General features: G+C 32.5%; 1 protein-coding gene. It reads right to left on the reverse strand.

Translation table 11 applies throughout. From position 1 onward, the window contains the following. The coding region (locus HMPREF2837_RS12000; RefSeq protein ID WP_148131873.1) for a helix-turn-helix domain-containing protein at positions 1-337 on the reverse strand (337 nt) is incomplete at its 3' end. Positions 338-351 lie beyond the last annotated feature (14 nt).

Here is a 351-nt window from a genome sequence, read left to right on the forward strand (position 1 = left end):
AAATCCAAGGATTAGATTCATCATCAATGCTAATCCCCTGACTATCTTGATAACGATAGAGTCGAGATAATAGATTAACACCTCTTTCTTTCACAATTTCAATTTTTAAAGTCAATTCATAATCTTCAACAGGATTTAGCATTTTATCTTCTCCTACAATATCTACATAAGATACATTAAACTTTTGACAAATGATGTCTATTAGCTCCGTAGAGACTGAACTAGTTCCATTTTCATAACGACTCAAGCTATTTCGAGAAATTCCTATAATTCGAGCAAATTCGGGTTGTGTTAAGTCATGAGTTTTACGTAAGGACTTTATGTTCTTTCCAATCATGGCAAACTCCTTTA

The organism is Streptococcus sp. HMSC071D03 (assembly GCF_001812125.1).
GTDB classification, from domain to species: domain Bacteria; phylum Bacillota; class Bacilli; order Lactobacillales; family Streptococcaceae; genus Streptococcus; species Streptococcus pseudopneumoniae_N.